Raw genomic sequence first — 17,518 nt, forward strand, 5'->3', positions numbered from 1 at the left:
AGTAAAAAATATCCTCTGTCGCAAGCATCTGTGAAATATCCACAGCCCCTATAATAAGGAGAATAAATATGCAGCTAAAATTCGCACACGACTCAGATTATTTCTTTTTTTCACAACTCCTCATGCGCCATATTGAAAATTATGTTCGAAAGCATCCAGATGCGGATAATGCGATTTTTGATTTAAGAGATATTTATGACGTATTTCGAGAAGACTTTGCATCAACAACAACCAATCTTGAAGGTATTCTAAATATTGCTGATGCCTATCGAGTTGAGACATTGAATGGAGATGAACGACTGATTCAAAGCTATAAAATTGATGTCAAAAACAACTCTTTATTGATTGATTTCAATGCAGATGCATTACAAAGTTTGAGATCTGGTCGCCCATTAATCGAACCTGATTCTTCGCTACAAGAATAATCAACCTTGGTTGCATCGTTTTAAATATTCTTTCGCCAAAGCTCAACTACGCTTTGGCTTTTGTTATGATTTTTAAACTCTTTTATACATTGATCATGTCTAGGAGGCTGCACCGAATTAAGCCCCCTAGGTTGCTATCATTTTTTGGTGGTTTGCTTATAACGCTTCGCTGGCCAAGTCATAATAAAACGCGCTCCACCCAAGTTTGGACTTTGATCGACCTGAATTGTCCCACCAAACCAATATGCAATACGACTCACAATAGATAAACCCAAACCATAGCCACCTGAAGCACGAGTACGACTGTCATCGAGACGAGCAAAGGCTTCAAAAATTCGAGAGCGATCTTCTTCTGGAATCCCTGGACCATCGTCCTCAACACAGACATAAGCTTGACCATCTGCACGAACACCACCGCTGACACGTACCTTGTTATCGCAATAACGTACTGCATTACCCACAAGGTTTTGTACTACACGATGTAAATAGCGACGTTCTGCATCAACTTTCAATACCAACGAAGGTGCAATCAATTCTATTTCTTTTTGTGTTTTTAGCGCCTCAGTTTCCATTGCCACTTGATCAAGCACTTCAACCAATACAACTTCTTCAAAATCTAACGAAGGGGTTCCCTGCTCCAACTTGGCATAAGTCATGATTTCATCAATCAAGGTGTTCAACGCCTCAATATCCTTATCAATCATATCGACCTGCTGAATACGATAATTATAATCATCTTCTTCAGCCAACATTTCCATCCCAAAACGGATTCGTGCCACTGGCGTTCTGAGTTCATGCGAAACAGCACGCATCAACTCTCGCTGCGCCTCGATCAAACGTTGAATATGATCCGACATATTGTTATAGCTTGAAGCTAGATTTGCCATTTCATCGCTACCTTCGATCGGTACACGCAGTGACAAATCACCAGACTTCATTTTATTTAAAGCATAACGAACCTGACGGATTTTTCGTTCTAATGGCAAGATCAGCCCATAGACACCTAAACTCAACAAGAACAAGCTAAATAAGGTAATGCCTGCGGAAAGCTGGAAAGGCATCCAGTTAAACATCGGCACAGGACCCAAGATCAAGACTCGTGCAGGATAGTTCGGCATCGGGGAAACAATCGAAATCGTGGTGCCGCGTATGGTCGCGCTATCTTTATATAGCAACACGCTTTGGTCTTGGCGTAGACGTCCTATTTGTTCTGAATCTAAATTCACATCTCGGATATCCATGATTTCAATAGGATAATAAAAATGTTGTTTGATTCGTTCCAAATACTCACGTTCTTGTCCCGGATAAAACATCAAATAATCCAAGACAAAAATTGGCAACGCCTTCATCTGGCGTTCACCTATCTTATCGACTTTGATATAGAGAAAATGCTGCGGATCATCTTTCAAACCGATGATGATATAGCCCACGCCATGATTCGCATCATATCGAACCACTGACTTTTGTTCAGCAATTCGCTTTTTTTCAGTCCGAGACAATTCAACTCGTGCCGCATCTACATAATAAATCGGCAATTCCAACAGATCAGAAGCATCAGAAATCCAATCTAATTTCTGCTGTTTCTCTGGTTGGCGAGATACCCCCTCACTAATAACGTAGGAAATACCATCTGTAAGAGACTCTCGATATTCTTGCGCACGCTGATAGTTAATGATTTGGACCAGCAAATAACAAAATGCGGCAACCACAACCACCAATACAACCAATCCAGCATAAATTCGCAAGAATATGCTGTTCTTCAGTACTCGACTCACCATAAGGGATATGATTCCAAATTATTCAACAGCTTCTCCTTTTCAAAAGAAGAAACCCTCCTTGTAAGAAGGAGGGGCTGAATTTTACATCCCATTGGTTTCTTTAACGAATAAGTAACCTTTACTACGTACTGTTTTAATACGTTTCGGGTTTTCTGGATCATCACCAATTTTTGGACGAATACGAGAAATACGAACATCGATCGAACGATCTTGACCATCATATTCGATACCACGTAAACGCTCGAAGATATCTTCGCGAGATAGAATACGACCTGCATTTGATGCTAGTAGCCATAACAAATCATATTCTGCACTGGTAAAGTCAACCAACTCACCATGCAAAGTGACCGAACGACCGCCATTATCAATCACAAGATCATCAAATTCGATACGTTGTGCCACTTCATCTTCAACGGTTTTGTCAGTACGACGTAACAAAGCACGGATACGCGCCAATAACACACGTGGTTGAACAGGTTTAGCAACATAGTCATCTGCCCCCATTTCCAAGCCAAGCACTTGATCCATATCTTCAGTACGCGCAGTAAGCATCAAAATTGGTTGGTGATAGTGTGGACGCACTTCACGGCAAACAGTCAAACCATCCGCACCAGGTAACATCACATCTAATACCACTAAATCTGGTTGCTCACTAATGATTCGACGGATTGCGCGATTACCATCTGTTTCAACCCCAACTTCCAAACCGTTACGGATCAAATACTCTTGTGTTAATCGTGCTAAACGCTCGTCATCTTCTACGATTAGAATCTTCGGTAACTTTTCTTCTTGGCTCATTTATTTGCCCCTAATAATCTTACAGATACATTGGTTTATGTTTTGCAATATACACACGTTTACATTGTAAACAAGTGGCCTTCACCAAACTGATACACGCCTAGCCAGTTTTGTTATCTTTTTATTAAAATTATGAATTTTAATACCTTTTTCAGTTTTATCTGGGTTTTTTCAGCAAAATGAAAATTAAGTATATTTTTTGTGCCAATGTTAAACAATTTGTTTCTTCCTTCATCAAACAAAATTTAAGTGTTTGTTTTTTGAGTTATCCACAGAGTTATCTATACGTGTTTTTAAATCGCTTTGTTATGCTATGTCCCTGTGAAATCAGCAGTTAAGACATGAAAAAAAATTTAGTAAAATGTCAAGGATTGATCTGCTGGTAAAAATCCCGTATCTTGTGTTTAAAACAAACTTTAACCACTAAGTATTGTGTTTATCCCTCAAATATCGTGGCATACTTTTTGCTCGATTCAAACGGTCTATGAACATAAAAATAGATGATAATGGAGCTATGCTGACATGAGCATCATCACTTCTACTCCTGGCCAACTTCAGGTCATTAAACGCACCGGAGAGATTGCGACATTTAATGCCGAGAAAATTTCTGTTGCGATAGGGAAAGCATTTCTGGCAGTTGAAGGTCAACAAGGTGCAGACTCTAGTCGCATCCATGACCGTATTACGCAATTGACCGAAATGGTAATGAACACATTTAACCGTCGTTTACCTTCGGGCGGCACAATTCATATCGAAGAAATCCAAGACCAAGTTGAATTGGCTTTGATGCGCACTGGCGAACAAAAAGTTGCTCGTGCCTATGTGATTTATCGTGAACAACGTGCAACTGCTCGTCAGCAAACTGGTGCAAATCATCACCCGACCCTACAAATCACGGATGCCAAAGGACAGCTCCAACCTTTGGATCTCGATGCACTTACTGCGACAATTGAAACCGCAAGTGCAGGTTTAGAAGGCATTGATGTTCAAGCGATCGTGGATGAAACCGTTAAAAATTTATATAACGGCGTAAAAGAAAGCGATGTTGCAACCACTATGATGATGGCAACGCGTACCCGTATTGAGCAAGAACCAAACTATACTTATGTGACTGCACGTTTATTATGTAATGAACTGGTTAGCACTGGATTAGAGTTCTTGGGTCTACCAACAGACACTTTAGAAGGCGACGCATTAGAAACCTTCTTGAAAAAAGGGATCGAACTTGACCTTCTATCTCCTGACCTTCTGAATTTTGATCTTGCAAAATTGGCAGCAGCAATCCAACCAGAACGCTCAAACCAATTTACCTATTTAGGTCTTCAAACTTTATTCGATCGTTACTTCATTCACTCAAATGGCGTACGTTTTGAATTGCCACAACTTTTCTTTATGCGTGTGTCGATGGGTCTTGCACTCAACGAAGAAAATAAAGAAGAGCGCGCAATCGAGTTCTATAACTTATTATCTAGCTTCGATTACATGGCATCTACGCCTACCCTGTTTAACTCAGGTACATTGCGTCCACAATTATCAAGCTGTTATTTAACAACAATTGGTGATGACCTGTATGACATTTATGGTGCGATGCGTGACAACGCAATGCTTTCTAAATGGGCGGGTGGTTTAGGTAATGACTGGACACCAGTACGTGCTTTGAACTCTTATATCAAAGGCACCAACGGTAAGTCTCAAGGTGTTGTACCATTCCTTAAAGTAGCGAATGATACCGCAGTTGCTGTTAACCAAGGTGGTAAACGTAAAGGTGCGGTTTGTGCGTACTTAGAAACTTGGCACTTGGACGTTGAAGAATTCCTAGAGCTACGTAAGAACACAGGTGATGACCGTCGTCGTACCCACGACATGAACACAGCAAACTGGGTTCCTGATTTATTCATGCAACGTGTATTTGAAGATGCTGAATGGACACTATTCACGCCTTCTGAAACACCAGACTTGCATGACTTAACAGGCGCTGAATTTGCTGAGCGTTATGCGCACTACGAAGCAGTCGCAAAAGAACAAAACATGCTCCACAAGAAAGTACGTGCCAAAGACTTATGGCGCAAAATGCTTTCGATGTTGTTTGAAACAGGTCACCCTTGGATCACATTCAAAGACGTATGTAATTTACGTTCACCGCAACAACATGTTGGCGTGGTGCACTCATCGAACTTGTGTACAGAAATCACGTTAAACACCAACCAAGATGAAATCGCGGTATGTAACTTAGGTTCAATCAACCTTGTACAACACGTTCAAGGTGGTATGTTAGATCGTGAAAAGTTAGCACGTACGATTAAAACAGCAGTTCGTATGCTCGATAACGTAATCGACATTAACTACTACGCTGTACCACAAGCGAAAAACTCAAACTTGAAGCACCGCCCTGTCGGTATGGGCATCATGGGCTTCCAAGATGCACTCTATGAAATGGGTATTGCTTACGGTTCAGATGCGGCAGTTGATTTTGCTGACGAATCAATGGAAGTGATCAGCTACTATGCGATTCAAACATCAAGCGATCTTGCGCTTGAGCGTGGTGCTTATTCAACATTTAAAGGTTCATTATGGGATCAAGGTATCCTACCAATTGACTCTTTAGAGCTAGTTGCAAAATCACGTCCAGAACGTATGTTCGAAGTAGACCGTACCCAACGTTTAGACTGGGACACTTTACGTGCCAAAGTTCAAAAAGACGGTATGCGTAACTCCAATGTGATGGCGATTGCTCCAACTGCAACCATTTCAAACATTTGTGGTGTGTCTCAGTCGATTGAGCCGACATTCCAGAACTTGTATGTGAAATCTAACCTTTCTGGTGAGTTCACTGTAATTAACCCATACCTCGTTCGTGCATTAAAAGAACGTGGTCTATGGGATACAGTGATGGTGAATGATCTGAAACACTTTGAAGGTTCAGTTCAGAAGATTGCACGTATTCCTGAAGAATTAAAAGCGATCTTCGCGACAGCTTTTGAAGTTGATACACGCTGGATCGTCGATGCTGCATCACGTCGTCAAAAATGGATTGATCAAGCACAGTCACTTAACCTTTACATCGCTGGTGCAAATGGTAAGAAGCTTGATATCACTTATAAGATGGCATGGTTACGTGGTCTTAAAACCACTTATTACCTCCGAGCGTTAGGTGCAACTTCTGCTGAGAAGTCAACCATCAATACAGGCGCGCTCAATGCAGTAAAACCTGCATCAGTTGAAGCTCCCGTGGTTGCAGCACAAGCAGTTGAAGATAAGAAACCAGAAGCTCAAGTTGAAGAAGATGGTTTCACTACAGCGGCTCCAGTACCAATGGCATGTTCAATTGACAATCCAGACTGTGAGGCTTGTCAGTAATTTAATCTAATAATGAACCCTTCTTTATAATAAGAAGGGTTCAAAGATTAAAATATATTGAGGCAAAGAGTGGGATGAATATGACTCATAACTATATGTTGGGATTAGCTGTTCTGATCTTTGCCTTTATTTTCTTTTATATACCAATGGTCTATGCATTTTTAGCCATTCGTAAACAACAGCGTAAGCAAAATAAGTCTTAAGGGTTGTGAATTTCAATCATCAAGAAACTGAAGCTCAATCAGTAAAACTTAATTTTGCTTACACAATATAAACGTATATTACAGATATCTTTGTTGAGAGATATCGATAACAGCTATATACAACGAAGAGAGAACGAAAATGTCTATCCTAAGTTGGGACGATTTTGAAGATGATACGCAAAAACCGACTACACCTGAACACAAGTCTGCGTCCCTCGACTCGCAAAAAACGGTTAATACGCAGATGGTACCTCCTACAGAGCCATCATCGCCGCGCGTGGCAGCTCCACAACCCGCTGGAACCAATACCAGCAGATCAACAAATCCAACCGATTCGTTGGCTCGAGCATCTGAAGCCTTAGAACATTTGGATGTTGCGCCTGGTTTAGAAGAGTTGGAAATGGGTGCTCAACGTGTACAAGTTGATGATAAAGCGATGATCAACTGTCGTGCGGACTTAAACCAACTTGTTCCATTTAAATATGAGTGGGCTTGGCAGAAGTATCTTGACGGGTGTGCAAACCACTGGATGCCGCAAGAAGTCAACATGAACCATGATATCGCGCTTTGGAAGTCAGAAAATGGCTTAACTGAAGATGAGCGTACCATCATCATGCGTTCTTTAGGTTTCTTCTCGACCGCAGATTCATTGGTTGCAAACAACTTAGTATTGGCGATCTACCGTCATATCACGAACCCTGAATGCCGCCAATACATTTTGCGTCAAGCATTTGAAGAAGCAATTCATACCCATGCATATCAATACTGTATTGAATCATTGGGCATGGATGAAGGTGAAGTCTTTAACATGTATCGTGAAGTTCCATCTGTTGCGCGTAAAGCAGCTTGGGGCTTGAAATATACACAGTCTTTGAGTGACCCTACTTTCCATACAGGCACGCCTGAAAACGATCAGATTTTACTTCGTAACTTGATCGCGTTCTATTGTGTACTTGAAGGCATCTTCTTCTACTGTGGTTTTACACAAATCTTGAGTATGGGTCGTCGTAACAAGATGAATGGTGTTGCTGAGCAATTCCAATACATCTTACGTGATGAATCAATGCACTTGAACTTTGGTATCGACATGATCAACCAGATCAAGATCGAGAACCCACACTTGTGGACAGCGACTTTCCAACAAGAAGTGATTCAAATGATTCTTGAAGGTACGATGCTTGAGATCGAATATGCGCGTGACACGATGCCACGTGGTGTATTGGGTATGAATGCGAGCATGATGGAAGAATACTTGAAGTTCATCTGTAACCGTCGTTTAGCGCAACTTGGTTTGCCTGAGCAGTTTGCTGGTGTGACCAATCCATTCCAGTGGATGTCAGAAATGATGGACTTGCGTAAAGAGAAGAACTTCTTTGAAACACGTGTAACTGACTACCAAACTGGTGGTGCGTTGAGCTGGTAAGCTATAGCCGCTGAATGACAGATAATGTGAGATTTTTGACACGTATTTCGAGATTGTTACATTTACGTTCGCAAGGCAGCGTATCTGTTTTCCTAAGCGACAAATGAAATCCCCCTCAAAAAAGAGTCTAAATAATAGGCTCTTTTTTAATCAAAAAAATGCTCTTAAAATTGATATATGAGAAAAACATGAGTAGAAAAATTTTTGTTTCATATAAATATGCAGATACTAATGTCTTATCACTTACCGATAACATTTGGGAAACAACCAAATCACGAGATTATGTAACAGCCTTACAAGATCTTCTTAATGAAAATGATGAAATTTATAAAGGTGAAAATGATGGCGAAGATTTAAGTGACTTTGCCGATAGTACAATTGAAACAAAGTTAAAAAAGAAAATTTTCGATAGTAGTATTACTTTAGTAATTATTTCACCTAATATGAAAAACCTTTTAGAAAGTGAAAAAGACCAATGGATACCATGGGAAATATCTTACTCTCTTAGAAATAAAACTATTGGTGACAGAGTAAGCCGTCCAAATGGTATGTTAATGGTAGTCTTACCTGACAAAAATGGAAAATATGATTATTACATTGAAGACAATACTTGTAGCTACTGCAACTGTCGGACTCTAAAAACAAATTTCTTGTTTCCAGTATTGAGAAAGAATACTTTTAATCACAAAAAAAAGGTTGAATCAGACTGTGACCAACATAGTAGTTCCCCTGTATATACTGGGGATCACTCCTATATTGAATCAGTAAAATGGCAGGATTTTATTAAAAACCCTTCCATTTATCTTGATAATGCCACTAGAAAACGTGAAATTATTGAAGATTTTGATATAAGTAAAATGTTATGCGACGATTTTGTATTTTAAAGTCTACTTTTTAAGTGATTTTAAAATTTCTAAAATACGTTCTTTCAATACTTCTAAATCTGTAATTTTTTCATTAACACTATCTAGTGAAATTGAAGGCTGTAAATTTTGCTCCAATACTTTATCAGCTAATTTTTGTGCCATACTTCCTGTAGCACCTATAGGAAGTAGTACACAATTATTTGCTTTTGCAATTTCGAACTCTTCAATCATTCCACTAGAATCAATAACTTTCTCAGTTTTCTGATCATATTTATTACCAAAAAGAAACAGTGATATTCCAGCAAAAGAAATCATATCTTTTCTATAAGCACTCCATAGCTCTCCTAAATTCTTTTCACCCGAAGTAGTCTGAGGAAATGGTCGTAAAATTAATTCATCTTCAGTAATCCTTTTACCACTTAAAAGCAGTTCTTCAATAGCACCTGCTATCACAGAACTTCCTATTCCCAAACCAAAACCAGTAACAATTCTAAAATCTAATTTTATGATTTCTTTAGATAATTCAAAAATGAACTTTTCAACATTTTCTTTAGAGAAAGGTGAAAAATCATGAGCTGCACCTGAAATAAAAATTGTTTTCCTTTTAAACTCTCTTTCAACCGCAATTAAGATATCTGTTATCTCAGAATATTCCTTAACTAATAAAGTCTCAACACCAACCCTTTGCAAATCATCAATAAAATATTTCTGCTTTCTCTCTCTATACTCAAAATCAGCGAGCTCTTCATTTTCCAGCCTTTGAACTCTTTTTAATATACAATAATGGGTTTGATGATGTTCCGAATATGATGCGCGTATTTTTCCTAGAATATAATCGATATTAGGGTCGGCAAAACTAAACCCCAAAAATAAAAATTTTTTAGTTAACAAATCACCTCTTAAAGCCGTATAGAACTCTCCATTATTTAAAAGATATTTTTCATAATCATCTTTAATAATAATAGCTTTCGTAGGGTGTAAATAATCGCCATGCATTTTATATATTACAACGTCTCGTTTTCTCAACGATGTTAGCAATTGAATAGGCTCATGTTTAATATCTACAACTTTTCTTATTTCACTTAAAGATTTTTCAATTAAATTATCATAATTTGTTGTCCAATATGTAGAAATTGGCAATCTGGCAAGAATTCTATGATTCTCAGTAATACTTATATCTTTTGAAAATTCATCAATAATAACCTGATTTATTTTAGCTCGATTATTTCTTTTTGAGTTTACATGATATTGCGCAAGCGTTACTAAATCTGATTCTTTTTCAATATCTAAATCTAACTCTTCAGCAACCTCTCGTAATAAATTCTTCCAATCAACAAATCCAGCTGGCTTAGATAATCCAGCACCAGCAAAAATAGCTAGATTGTCTGCTTGTAATTCTTTAACTAAGTTTCTAATTAAACTTGCTTTAGTTACCATTGATAAGGACTCTCTTTAATAAATTTTGAAAGGTCAACTAATTTACCATTTATAGGAATATAGCCTTTATCGATCCCATAAATACCTATGTCGCGATGAGTCCAGTTTTTAACAGAAGGGTATAATCCCAGATATTCTTGTCCATAAAAGTAATCATCTTCAGAATTCAAAATTGGTAAGATGGCTACTTTACCAATACTATACCCATCAAAATACCCTAATTCCCATGGCATCCACTTAGATTGGGATGAGTTATCTGTTGCTATATAAAGTAAACAAGAGGATTGTCGCATTCTATTACGTAGAGTTTCAGCTGTTCTACTAGTTACTTGAGATCTATCTAGTTGCTTGTCATCAATCCAATCAACATAGACATTCATTCCATTTGCTTCAAGCCAGTTTTTGACACCTAAGACAGTTTTGGCATCTTTGACAGAGTGTGAAAGAAAAACATCATAATTTCTTAATGCGCTTTGTTCTTTAATTGATTCATTTAAAAGATCATTGTAAGATTCAAAAGAATATCTTCTCGTTTTATCTGAATATTTTGATATAAAATCCTTTGTAAAAAAAGCCACAAAAACTCCATACAATGTTTTAATTCATAATTATATGGAGTTACATGTGAAAAATTCAATATTATTAATAAATTATAAAACCTATTCTAAAAAAATCGCCACCTCTATAGCAGTTTTAATCAATAAAATATGACTATTTATTTAAAGTTATAATTTAGGCGTAATAGAGTGAACTTTCATCCACTTAAACCCATTCAACACTTCATTTTTACCAAACCCTTTCTTCTCTTCCGACCAAGCATAAAAATCTTTCAAAAGCTGTTCTTCAGTAACAGATTGCTTGTTCTCAAGCAAACGCAGCCAACAAGCAAACAATGTTGCTACAATTTCTATATGGTCAGATTTACTTGTTCTAAAAAGTCCGATTAGCGCATAAATATCTGATGTTTCTTTAGCAAAATACTTATTAAATGCAGATCTATGATCATTACATCTACTGAGAGGTTTGTACTTTAAATCTCGCTTAGGATCGTAACTAAACCACTCATGATCTTTAAACTTTTTATCTAAATAACGTGCCATAACTGGATCATATGGACCAGCGGCATGTTGTTTAAAATCAGCAGCTAAATCCATATGCTTTAACTGTTGGCATAAGTAAATCAATTTTTGTAGCTTTAGATGACCAAAAGTTGGCTCTGTATGCAATTGAAAAGTGATTTCAGCAGCTAGAGATAAAAGCTTCACATCATCGTCAACACTTTCATCTGTAAATAAATCAATTTGGTCAGTACTTTTTTGTTTCGATTGCTTAATAGCCTCAATTGGCTTTTCAAACTGGACAATTTTATCTGCAACTTCAAACTTACTTTTATCGTTTGAATCACTCAAAGCATTAGCAACCAAACTATCCGCTAAATTAAGTTTTGTTCTTTGTAGTTTACCTTGAAGAGTTCGTAGCTTCTCAATCATAGAAAAGAGTTGATTAATTTTTTCCACAATACGTTTTTGTTCACATAAAGGTGGTATAGGCATTATAAATTTAGCAATATTGCCCATGCTCAAATTGGGCCTAGCATTATCAACTTGCTTATCAAACATATAGTTTTTACAAATTTCAGAATTAAAAAAATGTAATAGAAAATTTTTATCTAGATAACTTATTAATAATCTTAAAAGACAAACTGCTTGATTAATATTAGAAGTTTCATCTAAATCATAAATTGCAGTCCTTCCGATAGACCCACCAACAATGTTCATCAAGAAATCATTTTTTTGTAAAATTGATCTTGGTTCAATTTGATTGAATTTTTCTTCAACATACTTCTTTTTATCTAATATCAAAGAATAAGAGCCTACATTTTCACTGGTAATGAATAATATACCTTTTTCAACATAACTTATTCCTTGCCATTTAGGTGAAGAACCTTTTGTTATTAGCAATGAAATATCTTCCAAATAAGACCACGACCATCCCTTAGGCAATTCAAAGGGCTTTTCTCCATCTATTATTTCAGGCAAAGGCTTAGACTTCTTAATCTTCCCTTCTTTTACTAATTTCGCTTTCTCTTCAGCAATTCGTTCAAGTAACTCACTTGCTGGTTCATCCTTAGGGTCTTGTTTTACCAACTTACCCATCACAGCCAACTGCAAAATCGTTTGCTTTAGCTGTTCGATACTGTATTCAGTAGTAAATAGCAGATCAAAGTTTTCTGAAATACGTTGCCAATTCTGTTGGAACTCTTCAACGTCGGATGAATTAATCAAAACACTCAACAATGTATCAACTAATTGATCGTGCGCTTCCGAACTTAAATTTTGCTGATGTTCGAGTTGATCACATAGTTGCATCAATTCATCAACTTTACTAACGATACGTTTTTGTTCTTCTAATGGTGGAATTGGTAATAACCCACTGAAGAATTGCTTATCATTAATAGCAGGATAAGCAATCCCTACTTGTTGCGACTCAACATATTTTATAAACAAAGGACTACGTAAGTAATAAAATAAATAATAAGAATCAATAATCTTATATGGATGGATTACAGCAAAAGCTGTACTTGCAATAGGTTCGTACTCAAAAACCTCATCAATGACGGCAATATTGTTGAGATAAGGTCTAACCGTAGAATATATAACCGTACCAATCCCCACTATCTTACGTGCTCGTGAAGGTGCATCCTCAGCATTTAAAATTGATTGATTTTCTACACGTCCATAAAGACTATTAATTGCAGACACATCAATATAAGAAAATTTGGAAGTAGGAATTTTTTGTCCTAAGTTATAACCTGAATCACCTAGTTTTAATAGAACCCATGTATTAGGCAAAGAATAGTCAAATTCACTATTTTCTAGAATATTTATATTTGTAGTCTTTTTTAAAATTTTATTTTTTACTAATTCATTTTGCTCACTTAAAATTTGTTCTAACAAATTAAAAGGTTTTTTTCCATTAGGTACCAATTTACCAAGGAAAGCCAATTCCAAAATTAATTCACGTAATTTCTGAATGCCATAAATCGTATCATTTGAACCTGAACTACGCCCACGCCCCGACTTTTTCTCAGTTTCTGCTGTCAACCAAATATCTAAATGCTCAGTAATGAGTTTTTTAACATCTGTCATCTTACTCATCCCTAACTATTGACCTAAAGCTTCATCTAAAATTACTTTTAATTGCTGACGTATTTTAGCAACCTCAGCCTCAAGACTTTCATACTTAGCTAAAAGCTCTTTAGGGTCTTTTATATCCTCTTCAACCTGATGAGGATTTTTAATATCAAGGTTATAGCCACGATCAATAATATCTTGAAGTGAGACTTTCCATGCCTGTTCATTTTCTATACGGCTTGCAAAGCCATCACTTTCTTTACCCCACCATGCTTTTAAAGTATCGAACTCTTTAAGCTGAAGCGGTTTGGTTTTGTTATAGGCTTTTACACCTTGTGGCAATTGATGCGCATAAAACCATACATGTTCTGTTTTCTTACCTTTGCTAAAGAACAAAATATTAGTACTAATCGATGTATAAGGCGCAAATACAGACTTAGGTAAACGAATAATCGTATGAAGATTACAGTCTGCCATTAATTTTTCTTTAATCGCAGTTTTGATACCCTCTCCAAACATAAAGCCATCTGGTAATACTACTGCTGCACGACCATGAGCTTTTAAAAGCTGAATGATCAACACCATAAATAAATCGGCAGTTTCACGAGTCTGGAATTTTGAAGGAAAATTCTTTTCAATGCCTTGTTCTTCAGTACCACCAAATGGAGGGTTAGTCAGAACTACATCTACACGTTTATCTGTTCCCCATGAAATCAAAGGATACGATAAAGTATTGTCTCTACGGATTTGTACAGGTACATCAATACCATGCAAAATCATATTAGTTGTACATAGCAAATGCGGCAAAGGCTTCTTTTCTATTCCGTAAATACTATTTTGTAATATCTTTTCATCTTCAGCAGTTTGAACATAATTTTCGCGTTTATGTTCAATTGCAGAAGTAAGGAATCCACCAGTACCGCACGCAGGATCAAGCACAGATTCACTTAATTGAGGATCGATCATCTGTGCCATAAAAGTTGTGACTGCACGTGGAGTATAAAACTCACCTGAGTTCTTAGCAGCTTGTAAATCACGTAATAACTGTTCGTAAATATCACCGAAAGCATGACGTTCTTTAGATTTATTAAAATCAAAGCCCTTTTGAATCTGGTTAATTACTTTACGAATCAAACCGCCAGATTTCATATAGTTATATGCATCAACAAATACATTTTGTACTACACGAGCGCGTGGATCGTCATTTTCAACAGCTAGATTTTGTAATGCTGGGAACAATTCATTGTCGATGAAATCTTTAAGCTCATCTCCTGTCATACCTTCATCATTCGCAGCCCAATTGCGCCAACGGAATTTTTCAGGAATCGGAGATTTAAAAGTGCTCCCCTCCAATAAAGCGAAAGTTGCCAGTTCATTTTCTCGGTCATCAACAACCTTCAGGAACAACATCCACACCAACTGCCCAAGACGTTGTACGTCTCCATCAACACCGACATCTTCACGCATGGTATCTTGGATAGATTTAATTGTTCCTGAGATGCTCATATAACAACTGCATTAGATTTTAAAAATTTGGCTGCAATTGTATCAATCAGACCGTTAAGATGCATCCTCATATAAGTGATCTTCTAATTCTTTTAAAGCATTTGTATACGCTTCAACCGACCCAAATGACTGAATAATTTCAATGATTGATCCCATTTGATTAAACGGAGGAATTTGTAAAACCTTTACATCTTCAATTGGCTCAATCCCTTGATCTGCATATTTATCTAGTAATGCATCTAGTACCTGACGAGCCTGATCATTATATTTGGTGAAATAGTTACGTTTACGCACATTATTTGCACGTTCTTTTTTAGTTAAAGCTGGCTGATCGAAAGCAATGTGGCAAATCATATCGAATGGATCAAAATCTTTACCAACCTCATCCTCTAATGCTTCAAAAATTACACCCTGCTTTTTGAACTCATCAATTATGAGCGACTTCTTATCAGCACCTTTCCATTTTCTTAAAAATGCATCTAAAGATTCATAGTCTTTTAAAATATGCTGACGAGTATAATCTTTCAGAGATTCAGTCACTAATTTTCCATCGTTATCATAAAACTGAACTCGCTCTCCAATCACATTAACAGCAACATCATTTACATAGAATTTTCTTGGTGGTTCACCATCACCTCCACCAGTATCTTCACCACCAGAAGTACCACCTGTTGTTGAATCATCATCAGGATAATCTGTCTCATCACCTTCATCTTCAATATCTGGCTCATCGGGTGGTACTACAGGTTCATCAGGTTTAGGTTCATAAATGACAACAGGCTCACCATCAAAAGCTGGATCACTAAAAAGCTCTGTCGCCTTTTTGAAATCCATAATCGTAAACCAAGTTTTTCCGAACTCTTCATTAATACGCGTACCACGACCAATCATCTGTTTAAACTCAGTCATAGACTTAATATGCTGATCAAGCACGATCAGTTTACAAGTTTCAGAATCTACACCTGTGGTCATTAATTTAGATGTTGTTGCTATGACAGGATAGCGTTCTTCAGGATTAATAAAGTTATCCAGTTCAGCCTTACCCTCTTTATCATCGCCTGTAATACGCATGACAAATTTACGGTTTTCTTTAACTCGCTCAGGATTCAAATTAACCAATGCTTGACGCATCCGTTCTGCATGATCAATATCATCACAAAACACAATTGTTTTGGCATAAGGATCTGTATTAACTAAAAACTCTGTAATTTTTTGAGCAACAAGTTCTGTACGACTCTTTAAAACAAGCCCTTTATCCATATCTTTAAGGTTATAGATGCGATCAGTAATTTCATTGCCATGCTGATCCTTTTTGCCTTTTTCTGGTCGCCATCCTTGTAGGTCTTTATCTATATCGATACGCACAACTTTATAAGGTGCAAGGAAACCATCTTGAATCCCTTGTTTCAACGTATAGGTATAAACAGGATCACCAAAATATGTAATATTTGAAGTGTCTTTGGTCTCTTTTGGGGTAGCCGTTAAACCAACATGAGTAGCTGAATTAAAGTATTCTAAAATTTCACGCCATGATGAATCTTCTTTAGCACTTCCCCGATGGCATTCATCAATCACAATTAAGTCAAAGAATTCAGGAGTAAACTGTTTATAAATATTTTTTTCTTCTTCTGAACCTGTTACAGCCTGATAAAGCGAAAGATAGATTTCATAACTCTTATCAATCATTCTCTTTGATATTTTTGTCATTTTCTGACCAAAAGGTTTAAAATCTTTATTTTTAGTTTGGTCTACTAAAATATTTCGATCTGCTAAAAATAAAATCCGTTTTTTTGCACCAGCCTTCCATAGCCTCCATATAATTTGAAAAGCTGTATAGGTTTTACCTGTACCTGTCGCCATCACAAGTAAAATACGATTTTGACCACGTGCAATTGCCTCAATAGTTTTATTAATTGCATTTACTTGGTAATAACGTGGTATACGTCCTGAGCCATCATCATAATATGGGTATTCAACAATTTGCTTTGACTCTGGCGTTGTTAATCCTTTATGTTGCTCATAAAGTTTCCATAGACGTTCTGGTGAAGGAAACTCATCTAGTCCTAATTCTTGTTCAACTTTTCCAAATAATCCTGTTTGATCGTGGAATAAGAACCCATCTCCATTACTCGAAAAAATAAAAGGCACTTGTAAACAATCAGCATAGGCTAAAGCCTGTTGCATACCAGCTCCAACACTATGATTGTTATCTTTAGCCTCAATAATCGCTAAAGGAATATTTTTCTTATAGTAAAGAACATAATCGGCACGTTTACGCTCACCACGAGTGTATAGCTTCCCACGCACCATGATTTGACCATTGGTAAAAGTTACTTCTTCACGGATTTGATGTGCAGTCCATCCTGCTAGTTCTAATGCAGGATTAATAAATTTACTGCATATATCTCGTTCTGATAGTTTCTTCTTATCCATTCTAAAGCCATATATTTGATCTTTATAATTAGAATAAAGAATTTTGCAAAGTTTTGATAGTTAATCAATAATTAATGCCTATGACAAAATAGATATTAACCAATATAAATATCAAACCATCTGTCTTTTACCTAATATTTATTATAAAAAAATAGAGC

At 36.8% G+C, this 17,518-nt stretch carries 12 protein-coding genes; 5 read left to right on the plus strand and 7 right to left on the minus strand.

Annotation, left to right across the window (positions count from 1 at the left end; translation table 11 throughout):
• The first annotated feature begins 68 nt into the window (after positions 1–68).
• Positions 69–425 (plus strand): hypothetical protein, encoded by a 357-nt coding sequence (locus AAC851_RS05640; protein ID WP_004638046.1) that lies wholly within the window; start codon positions 69–71, stop codon positions 423–425.
• 137 nt (positions 426–562) lie between these two features.
• Here the strand turns inward: AAC851_RS05640 and bfmS are convergent, their stop codons facing one another.
• Complete coding sequence (gene bfmS / locus AAC851_RS05645) at positions 563–2,203, minus strand: sensor histidine kinase BfmS (RefSeq protein WP_115736041.1); 1,641 nt, start codon at positions 2,201–2,203, stop codon at positions 563–565.
• Between the two features lie 81 nt (positions 2,204–2,284).
• Positions 2,285–3,001: a response regulator transcription factor BfmR gene (bfmR, locus tag AAC851_RS05650; RefSeq protein ID WP_005081325.1), complete on the minus strand. Its 717-nt coding sequence runs from the start codon at positions 2,999–3,001 to the stop codon at positions 2,285–2,287.
• Positions 3,002–3,523: 522 nt separating this feature from the next.
• On the opposite strand from bfmR, the gene AAC851_RS05655 reads away from it, so the two are divergent.
• From AAC851_RS05655 to AAC851_RS05670, 4 genes are all read left to right on the plus strand, one after another.
• Positions 3,524–6,358, plus strand: coding sequence for a ribonucleoside-diphosphate reductase subunit alpha (locus tag AAC851_RS05655; RefSeq protein WP_125501197.1), 2,835 nt, complete (start codon positions 3,524–3,526; stop codon positions 6,356–6,358).
• Positions 6,359–6,432: 74 nt separating this feature from the next.
• Positions 6,433–6,561: a hypothetical protein gene (locus AAC851_RS05660; RefSeq protein WP_005081321.1), complete on the plus strand. Its 129-nt coding sequence runs from the start codon at positions 6,433–6,435 to the stop codon at positions 6,559–6,561.
• A gap of 139 nt (positions 6,562–6,700) precedes the next feature.
• Positions 6,701–7,984: a ribonucleotide-diphosphate reductase subunit beta gene (locus AAC851_RS05665; RefSeq protein ID WP_004638040.1), complete on the plus strand. Its 1,284-nt coding sequence runs from the start codon at positions 6,701–6,703 to the stop codon at positions 7,982–7,984.
• 188 nt (positions 7,985–8,172) lie between these two features.
• Positions 8,173–8,868 carry a TIR domain-containing protein gene (locus AAC851_RS05670; protein ID WP_115736044.1) on the plus strand — a complete coding sequence of 232 codons (696 nt, stop codon included), beginning with the start codon at positions 8,173–8,175 and terminating at the stop codon, positions 8,866–8,868.
• Between the two features lie 3 nt (positions 8,869–8,871).
• Here AAC851_RS05670 and AAC851_RS05675 read toward each other — a convergent pair whose 3' ends face one another.
• From AAC851_RS05675 to hsdR, 5 genes are all read right to left on the minus strand, one after another.
• Entirely contained in the window at positions 8,872–10,287 is a 1,416-nt protein-coding gene (locus AAC851_RS05675) for an SIR2 family protein (protein ID WP_005403168.1), read from the minus strand.
• Positions 10,281–10,865 (minus strand): toll/interleukin-1 receptor domain-containing protein, encoded by a 585-nt coding sequence (locus AAC851_RS05680; protein ID WP_340600639.1) that lies wholly within the window; start codon positions 10,863–10,865, stop codon positions 10,281–10,283. The genes AAC851_RS05675 and AAC851_RS05680 overlap by 7 nt, the downstream gene beginning before the upstream one ends.
• Positions 10,866–11,012: 147 nt before the next feature.
• Positions 11,013–13,436, minus strand: coding sequence for a restriction endonuclease subunit S (locus tag AAC851_RS05685; RefSeq protein WP_340600640.1), 2,424 nt, complete (start codon positions 13,434–13,436; stop codon positions 11,013–11,015).
• Positions 13,437–13,451: 15 nt separating this feature from the next.
• Positions 13,452–14,927 (minus strand): type I restriction-modification system subunit M, encoded by a 1,476-nt coding sequence (locus AAC851_RS05690; RefSeq protein ID WP_340600641.1) that lies wholly within the window; start codon positions 14,925–14,927, stop codon positions 13,452–13,454.
• Between the two features lie 54 nt (positions 14,928–14,981).
• Entirely contained in the window at positions 14,982–17,360 is a 2,379-nt protein-coding gene (gene hsdR, locus AAC851_RS05695) for an EcoAI/FtnUII family type I restriction enzme subunit R (RefSeq protein ID WP_340600642.1), read from the minus strand.
• Positions 17,361–17,518: the final 158 nt, after the last annotated feature.

This window comes from Acinetobacter sp. HZNU-JH01, assembly GCF_037996845.1.
Taxonomy (GTDB): Bacteria; Pseudomonadota; Gammaproteobacteria; order Pseudomonadales; family Moraxellaceae; genus Acinetobacter; species Acinetobacter haemolyticus.

Bases quoted from the DNA above. Each gene is read 5' to 3' on its own strand.
- AAC851_RS05675 (WP_005403168.1), bottom strand. From the start codon at position 10,287: ATGGTAACTAAAGCAAGTTTAATTAGAAACTTAGTTAAAGAATTACAA.
- AAC851_RS05665 (WP_004638040.1), top strand. From the start codon at position 6,701: ATGTCTATCCTAAGTTGGGACGATTTTGAAGATGATACGCAAAAACCG.
- hsdR (WP_340600642.1), bottom strand. From the start codon at position 17,360: ATGGATAAGAAGAAACTATCAGAACGAGATATATGCAGTAAATTTATT.
- AAC851_RS05640 (WP_004638046.1), top strand. From the start codon at position 69: ATGCAGCTAAAATTCGCACACGACTCAGATTATTTCTTTTTTTCACAA.
- AAC851_RS05655 (WP_125501197.1), top strand. From the start codon at position 3,524: ATGAGCATCATCACTTCTACTCCTGGCCAACTTCAGGTCATTAAACGC.
- AAC851_RS05685 (WP_340600640.1), bottom strand. From the start codon at position 13,436: ATGACAGATGTTAAAAAACTCATTACTGAGCATTTAGATATTTGGTTG.
- AAC851_RS05690 (WP_340600641.1), bottom strand. From the start codon at position 14,927: ATGAGCATCTCAGGAACAATTAAATCTATCCAAGATACCATGCGTGAA.
- bfmS (WP_115736041.1), bottom strand. From the start codon at position 2,203: ATGGTGAGTCGAGTACTGAAGAACAGCATATTCTTGCGAATTTATGCT.
- AAC851_RS05660 (WP_005081321.1), top strand. From the start codon at position 6,433: ATGAATATGACTCATAACTATATGTTGGGATTAGCTGTTCTGATCTTT.
- AAC851_RS05670 (WP_115736044.1), top strand. From the start codon at position 8,173: ATGAGTAGAAAAATTTTTGTTTCATATAAATATGCAGATACTAATGTC.
- bfmR (WP_005081325.1), bottom strand. From the start codon at position 3,001: ATGAGCCAAGAAGAAAAGTTACCGAAGATTCTAATCGTAGAAGATGAC.